Origin of the sequence: Adlercreutzia sp. ZJ242 (assembly GCF_011038995.1) — a bacterium.
GTDB lineage: Bacteria > Actinomycetota > Coriobacteriia > Coriobacteriales > Eggerthellaceae > CAAEEV01.
The window spans coordinates 21,631-28,033 of record NZ_JAAKEE010000033.1 but is presented as its reverse complement, the minus strand read 5'-3'; the positions used below and the strand labels follow the sequence as shown (position 1 = coordinate 28,033).

The 6,403-nt window shown below is 67.7% G+C and carries 7 protein-coding genes; 4 read left to right on the top strand and 3 right to left on the bottom strand.

The window, feature by feature from the left end; all coding sequences use genetic code 11:
- Positions 1-342: 342 nt before the first annotated feature.
- From infC to rplT, 3 genes are read left to right on the top strand one after another with little or no spacing between them, the layout of a single operon-like run.
- Positions 343-915: a translation initiation factor IF-3 gene (gene infC / locus G7Y49_RS08425; RefSeq protein WP_172137176.1), complete on the top strand. Its 573-nt coding sequence runs from the start codon at positions 343-345 to the stop codon at positions 913-915.
- A gap of 1 nt (position 916) precedes the next feature.
- On the top strand, positions 917-1,114 hold the full coding sequence (gene rpmI / locus G7Y49_RS08420; protein WP_165051279.1) for a 50S ribosomal protein L35: 198 nt from the start codon (positions 917-919) through the stop codon (positions 1,112-1,114).
- A 21-nt stretch (positions 1,115-1,135) separates the two neighbouring features.
- Complete coding sequence (gene rplT / locus G7Y49_RS08415; protein ID WP_165051285.1) at positions 1,136-1,489, top strand: 50S ribosomal protein L20; 354 nt, start codon at positions 1,136-1,138, stop codon at positions 1,487-1,489.
- A gap of 264 nt (positions 1,490-1,753) precedes the next feature.
- On the opposite strand, the gene G7Y49_RS08410 is transcribed toward rplT, so the two are convergent.
- The 3 genes from G7Y49_RS08410 to G7Y49_RS08400 all read right to left on the bottom strand — a co-directional run bounded on the left by G7Y49_RS08410 (position 1,754) and on the right by G7Y49_RS08400 (position 5,191).
- The gene (locus G7Y49_RS08410) at positions 1,754-2,161 is read right to left on the bottom strand and encodes a NifB/NifX family molybdenum-iron cluster-binding protein (protein ID WP_165172890.1); all 408 of its coding nucleotides are present in this window, start codon (positions 2,159-2,161) and stop codon (positions 1,754-1,756) included.
- Positions 2,162-2,259: 98 nt separating this feature from the next.
- Complete coding sequence (locus G7Y49_RS08405) at positions 2,260-3,822, bottom strand: DEAD/DEAH box helicase (RefSeq protein WP_165172888.1); 1,563 nt, start codon at positions 3,820-3,822, stop codon at positions 2,260-2,262.
- A gap of 58 nt (positions 3,823-3,880) precedes the next feature.
- On the bottom strand, positions 3,881-5,191 hold the full coding sequence (locus G7Y49_RS08400; protein ID WP_241157347.1) for a glycosyltransferase: 1,311 nt from the start codon (positions 5,189-5,191) through the stop codon (positions 3,881-3,883).
- Between the two features lie 182 nt (positions 5,192-5,373).
- Between G7Y49_RS08400 and G7Y49_RS08395 the strand changes: the two genes are divergently transcribed.
- Positions 5,374-6,288 carry a glycosyltransferase family 2 protein gene (locus G7Y49_RS08395; protein ID WP_206214606.1) on the top strand — a complete coding sequence of 305 codons (915 nt, stop codon included), beginning with the start codon at positions 5,374-5,376 and terminating at the stop codon, positions 6,286-6,288.
- The last annotated feature ends 115 nt before the right edge of the window (positions 6,289-6,403 follow it).

Below are 6,403 nucleotides of genomic sequence, written 5' to 3'. Positions count from 1 at the left end.
CCGCCGGCCGCGAGCGTGGCGGGCATGTCGGCCGAGGTGCGCTATGCTGCCGCCGTCGACTCCGGAATGGCCGGAACGGGCTGGTAGGAGATCGGGAGAGCATGGCCCCCATCAAAGTTACGCCGTCCGCCAGCAAAATGGCGAAGATTCGCACTTGCGCGACCATCAGCCGCGCGCTATACTATTCAAGCTGTTTAATCAAGAGAGGGAATTCCCTCCACCTGTTTCGGCGCTGATCGCAGCTGATGGGTCGTTTGAATAGGCCACCTCGCGTGGCAGCATCATGACGACCCGCACGCATCGCGCCTGCGGGTTCTTTTATGTGCACGTGCACAGAAGGAGGTGAGCGCGATAGCTGCTCAAGAGCCCCGGCTCAACGACGAGATCACCGTGCGTGAGTGCCGTCTGATCGACTTCGACGGGAACCAGATGGGCGTCTACCCCACGTCCCAGGCCCTGCGCATCGCTGAGAGCGCCGGACTTGACCTGGTGGAGATCGCACCCAACGCCGAGCCGCCGGTGTGTCGCATCATGGACTACGGCAAGTTCAAGTACGATCAAGCCATCAAGGCCAAGCAAGCGCGCAAGAACCAAACCAAGATCGAGATCAAGGAAATGAAGTTTCGCCCGAAGATCGACGTGGGGGACTACACCACCAAGAAGAAGCACGTGCTTCGTTTCCTCGACGCCGGCAACAAGGTGAAGATCACCATCATGTTCCGCGGGCGCGAGATGGCGCATCCGGAGCAGGGTCTGTCCATCCTGGAGCGCCTGGCTGACGATCTCAAGGACGTTGCGGTCATCGAGAACCAGCCCAAGATGGAGGGCCGCAACATGCACATGCTCATCGCTCCTCTGCCCGCTGCGGCAAGGAAGAAGAAGGAAAACGAAAAGCAAGAAGGGAAGGACGAATAACATGCCCAAGATGAAGACTCATCGCGGCACCGCCAAGCGTTTCCGCGTCACCGGCTCCGGCAAGATCATGCGCGCCAAGGCCTACAAGAGCCACATCATGACCAAGAAGAGCCAGAAGCGCAAGCGCAACTTCCGCCATGAGACGGAGCTCGCCAAGGCCGACAACAAGGTCGTGGCTCGCAACCTCGGTCTTCGCTAGTTCAAAAGGAGTGATTGAAGAATGCCTCGTGTAAAGCGCTCGGTTCACGCACGCAAGAAGCGTCGTACTGTCCTTAATCGTGCCAAGGGTTACTACGGCGCGAAATCCCGTTCCTATCGTGCCGCGAAAGAGCAGGTCCAGCACTCGCTCCAGTACATGTACCGCGACCGCCGCAACAAGAAGCGCGACATCCGCCGCCTGTGGATCACCCGCATCAACGCGGCTGCCCGCCTGAACGGCCTGTCCTACTCCGTGTTCATGAACGGCCTCAAGAAGGCCGGCGTCGAGCTCGACCGCAAGGTGCTCGCCGACATGGCCGTGAACGACCCGGCCGCCTTCACCGCGATCGTCGAGGTTGCGAAGAAGGCCCTGTAGTTGTTTCGCCGTTGCTGACGCAACGGCGAACGACTCGATGCTGCGAGGCCCCGAGGCACTTGTCCTTGGCGCTCCGAGCGAGGTTCGCGTACCGAAGTACGCTTCACCTCGCTCTCACGCCAATTACAAGCACCTCGGGGCCTCTCGCTGACTTTGGCCAGCAAAGCGATTCTTTCGTTATCAATAAGGGAGGACCCCGGTCTGGTTGCCAGACCGGGGTCCTGCTGCTTGGCGTGCTTGGACGGCGCCCGGGCGCCTGCCCTGCTAGGCGCCTGCGGCCTGCATCTTCTCCTCGAGGGCGGCGAAGGCGGCCTCGATGTCCTCCTCGGCCTCCTCGTCCTCGTCCGCGTGGCAGAACGGCACGGCTCCCATGAGCGTGTGGCTGATGTAGGACTGGACCACCTCGCGCGAGGAGCCGGCAGCGCCGGCAACCACCTCCACGCCGGCGGCGCACAGCTCGTCGGCCATGTCGATGTCGATGCCCGAGGTGATGAGGGCGTCGAAGCCCAGGTCGATGATGAGGCGCGCGCCCTCGTGGCTCGTGATGCCGTTGTTCGGCAGGTTCCTGCAGTCGACGATGATGCCCCGCTCGATGGTATAGCACATGAAGCTGTCACATCGAGCGGCGTGCGCCGAGGCGACGAGCCCGTCGCAGGCAACGGCAATCTTCATGAACGTTCCTTTCCCCAACTGTTGCGTTACACGATACTCGCAGCCCGTCGCAGGGCGCGCGATGAGGCGGTGAGCGGGGAAATTAGAGCGCTCAGTTGCTAGCGCCTCTTGCGGCGCTGCTCGGCTACGACGGCGCGGTGCGCGCGGCCGGGACGCAGGTCAGACGCGCCGCGCGCGCCCTTGCGCGCCGCGGGCTTGCCGGCCGGGCTGGCCTTGCCGGACGGCTTCGGCTTGCCGGCGGCCTTGCCCTTCGGCGCGCGCTCGGGCTTGCCTGCGGCCTTGGCCTTGCCGGTCGGCTTCGCCGGGGCTGCGGCCAGGGCTGCGGCGGGCTTGCCGGCGGCCTTCTTCCGCCTGCCCTTCGCCGCCTTGCCCGCGCCGGCGGCCTCGGCCGCGGCCCGCTCCTCGGCGGCGCGCTCGCGGGCCCGCTCCTTCTTGCGGCTCTTCTTCGCCAGCTCGCGCGCGGCCTGGGCGAGCTCGGGGTCGTGCTTGGCGGCGACGCGCGTGGCGCGCGCGGCAGCCTCGGCCGCCGCGGCCTCGAGGTCGAAGCCGGCCACCTCGATGACGGGGATCTTGCGCTTCGTGAACTTCTCGATGGCGGCGAGCTCGGCGGCGTTCTCGGGGCTCGCGAACGACACGGCGAAGCCGCGCGCGCCCGCGCGGCCCGTGCGCCCGATGCGGTGCACGTAGTCCTCGGGCTGGGTGGGCAGGTCGTAGTTCACCACGTAGGCCACGTCCTCCACGTCGATGCCGCGCGCGAGCACGTCGGTCGCCACGAGGATGTCGGTGGCGCCCGAGGCGAAGTTGTCGAGCGCGCGGCGGCGCTGGTTCTGCGAGCGGTCGGAGTGGATGGCCTCGGCCACGAAGCCGGCGCGCTTGAGCTTGCGGCACGCCGCGTCGGCGCGGTGGCGCGTGCGGGCGAACACGATGACACGCTTGTGCCCGCGCTCGCGCAAAAGCGCCGTGAGCAGGGCGGGCTTCAGGGTGTGCGGCACCTCGGCGACGTACTGGTCCACGGTGTCGGCCGTCTCGCCCTTGACGGCGATCTGCACGAGTGCGGGGTCGCGCAGAAGCGAGCCCACTTGGCTCATGATCGACTGGTCCACGGTGGCCGAGAACAGAAGCGTCTGGCGCGTGGCGGGCGTGGCGGCCACGATCTTGGTGACGGAGGGCAGAAAGCCCATGTCGAGCATGCGGTCGGCCTCGTCGAGCACGAGCACCTCCACCTCCGACAGGCTGACGGCCGCCTGCCCCATGAGGTCGAGCAGGCGCCCCGGCGTGGCGATGAGCACGTCGACGCCGCGCGCGAGGCGCTGGATCTGCGGCGTGAGCGACACGCCGCCCACCACGCTCCCGAGGCGGTGCCCGGTGCGCTTCCCGATGGCCGTGCACACCTCGTCGATCTGCGCGGCGAGCTCGCGCGTGGGGGTGACCACGAGCATGCGCGGGCGCTTGGGCTTCGCCTTCTTCGGCAGGCGTGCGAGGGCGGGCAGCGAGAAGGCGGCGGTCTTGCCCGTGCCCGTCTTGGCGGCGGCGATCACGTCGCGCCCCTCGAGCACGAGCGGCACGGCCTGGGCCTGCACGGGGGTGGGCGCGGTGTATCCGAGGTCGTCGACGGCCGCAAGCGCGGCGGCTGGCAGGCCGAGTTCGGCAAACGTTGTCATGTCCGGGTTGTTCCTTTCGATGGCGCCCGCGCCTCAAGTCTGCGCGGGCGCGGGTCAGCTAGCGGATGTGGGCGGGCTTGCGCCCCCAGTAGAAATGCAGGAAGTGCTTCTTGCGCAGCCTCACGTCGGTCGAGGGCTCCAGCTCGACGAGCTTGAACGTGGCGCGCGTGATGTCGAGCGCCGCGTCGGGCTTGCGCAGGAACGACGCGTTGACGAGCATCGCGTGCGTCGACTCGGGGTGCGCGTTCACGTGGCGCAGCGTGTCCACGAGCTCGCGCGCCGTGGTGGCGTGCAGGGCCGCGCCCGCCGCGGTGAGCATGCGCACGTTGGCCTTCTCCTGGCCGTAGGCGCGCCCCATGAGGATCATGGGGACGCCCGCGCAGAGGCACTCGGTCACCGTGAGGCCGCCTGACTTGCAGATGACCAGGTCGCTCGCAGCCATGAGCGCGGCCATGTCCTCCACGTACCCGAGCACCGTGACGTTGGCGAGCTCGTGGTCGGCCACGAGACGGCGCGCGTGGCGCGCGTACTCGTCGTCGCTTCCCGCCACGATCACGAGGTGGATGCCCGAGAACGTGTGCAGGTAGGGGATGAGCTGGTCAAGCGCCTCGCGGAAGTGCACGTAGGGCCGCGGCAGCTTCGCGCCGGCGAGCGCGAGCACCACGTGCGCGTCATCCGGCAGCGCAAACTGCGCGCGCGTCTGGGCGCGGTCGTAGTCGGTGCGGAAGGCCGGGCGCGTGGGGATGCCCGAGATGAAGATGCGGTCCTCGGGCACGCGGCGCGGGCGCAGCGTCTCGGCCATGTACTCGTTCGCCACGCAGAACAGGTCGGTGTGCAGGTGCGGCCACATCCCCTCCACCTCGTAGTCGGTGGGGACGCACACGATGGGGAAGGACTGGCCCGTGATCATGCGCGCGCTCACGGCCACGTTGGCGGCCACGATGTGCGTGCACACGATGGCGAGCGGGCGCACCGTGCGCACGTACTCGGTGAACTTGGGGTACATGACGCGCGCCCATGCGGTGCCGCCTGCCCACAGAAGCCGCCCGGTGAGGGTGTAGCGCCAGGTGAGGTCGTAGTAGGGGCGCGTGAAGCCCGTGAACATGGAGGCGGTCCGATCGCCGTTGAACACGATGCGCCCGAAGTCGAGGACGTCGAGCACCTCGACCTTCAGGTTGCCGGGGACGTCGATGCCGAGCGCCGCGGCCTCCGCGGCGTCGTCGCGCACGAGCTCCATGGCTTGGGCGACGGCGTTGGCGGCGCTGCGATGCCCCGAGCCCACGGAGGCATGCACGATGAGCACGCGGGGCTCGCGGTCGGCTTCGACTTCGCTCGATGCACCTGAAAGGCTGAGTTCCTGAGATTCCATGTGCCTATAATACCGCATTTTGCATGCCGCCGTCGCCCTGCGCCCCCTAACGGGCGCCCGCTTTGGTAACATAGCTGCTCAGTCTGGCAAAGGTTTGCGAAGGAGCTTTCGTGCTTAATAATACATTGACCGCCTGCGAGGGGACGGCGGCGCGCGTTGAGGCGGTTCGGCGCGGCGCCGGCGTGGCGGTGCTCGTGCCCTGCTACAACGAGGCGGTGACCATCGGCAAGGTGGTCGACGACTTCCGGCGCGTGATGCCGGAGGCGGCGATCTACGTCTACGACAACAACTCCACCGACGGCACGGCGCAGATCGCCCGCGAGCACGGGGCGCTCGTGCGCACCGAGAGCCGCCAGGGCAAGGGCAACGTGGTGCGCTCGATGTTCCGCGAGGTGGAGGCCGACTTCTACGTGATGGTCGACGGCGACGACACCTACCCGGCCGAGTCCGCGCCCGACCTGGTGGCGCCCCTGGCCGCGGGCGAGGCCGACATGACGGTGGGCGACCGCCTCTCGAACGGCTCCTACGGCGAGGAGAACGACCGCGCCTTCCACGGCTTCGGCAACGACCTGGTGCGCTGGCTCATCAAGCTCATCTACGGGTTCGCCTTCGAGGACGTGATGACGGGCTACCGCGCCTTCACGCGCCCGTTCGTCAAGACCATGCCGGTGATGTCGTCGGGGTTCCAGATCGAGACGGAGATCTCCATCCACGCGGTGGACAAGCGCTGGCGCGTCATCGACGTGCCGATCGACTATCGCGACCGCCCCGAGGGCTCCGAGAGCAAGCTGTCCACCTTCACCGACGGCGCCAAGGTGCTCGCGGCCATCGCGAGCCTGTTCAAGGACTGCCGCCCCATGGCGTTCTTCGGGTGGCTGGCGCTTCTGCTCGTGCTGATCGGGCTGGTGGCGGGCGTGCCGGTGGTCGCGGAGTTCTGGGCCACGGGCCTGGTGGAGAGGCTGCCCACCGCGGTGCTCGCGGTGGCGTTCGTGCTGTGCGGCGCGCTCTCGTTCACGGCCGGCCTCATCCTCGACACGGTGGCGAAGAACAGCCGCAAGCAGTGGGAGCTCGAGGTGTACCGGGTGTACCGCCGCTAGGGAGCGGCGAAGGGGAGCGTGACGCGCGGGATGCGCTCACGACGGCCGCGGTGGCCTGCCAGCTGGCTTCGGGCTTCGACCTGCGGGCCGTGGGATTGAGGCATGCGAAAGGGCG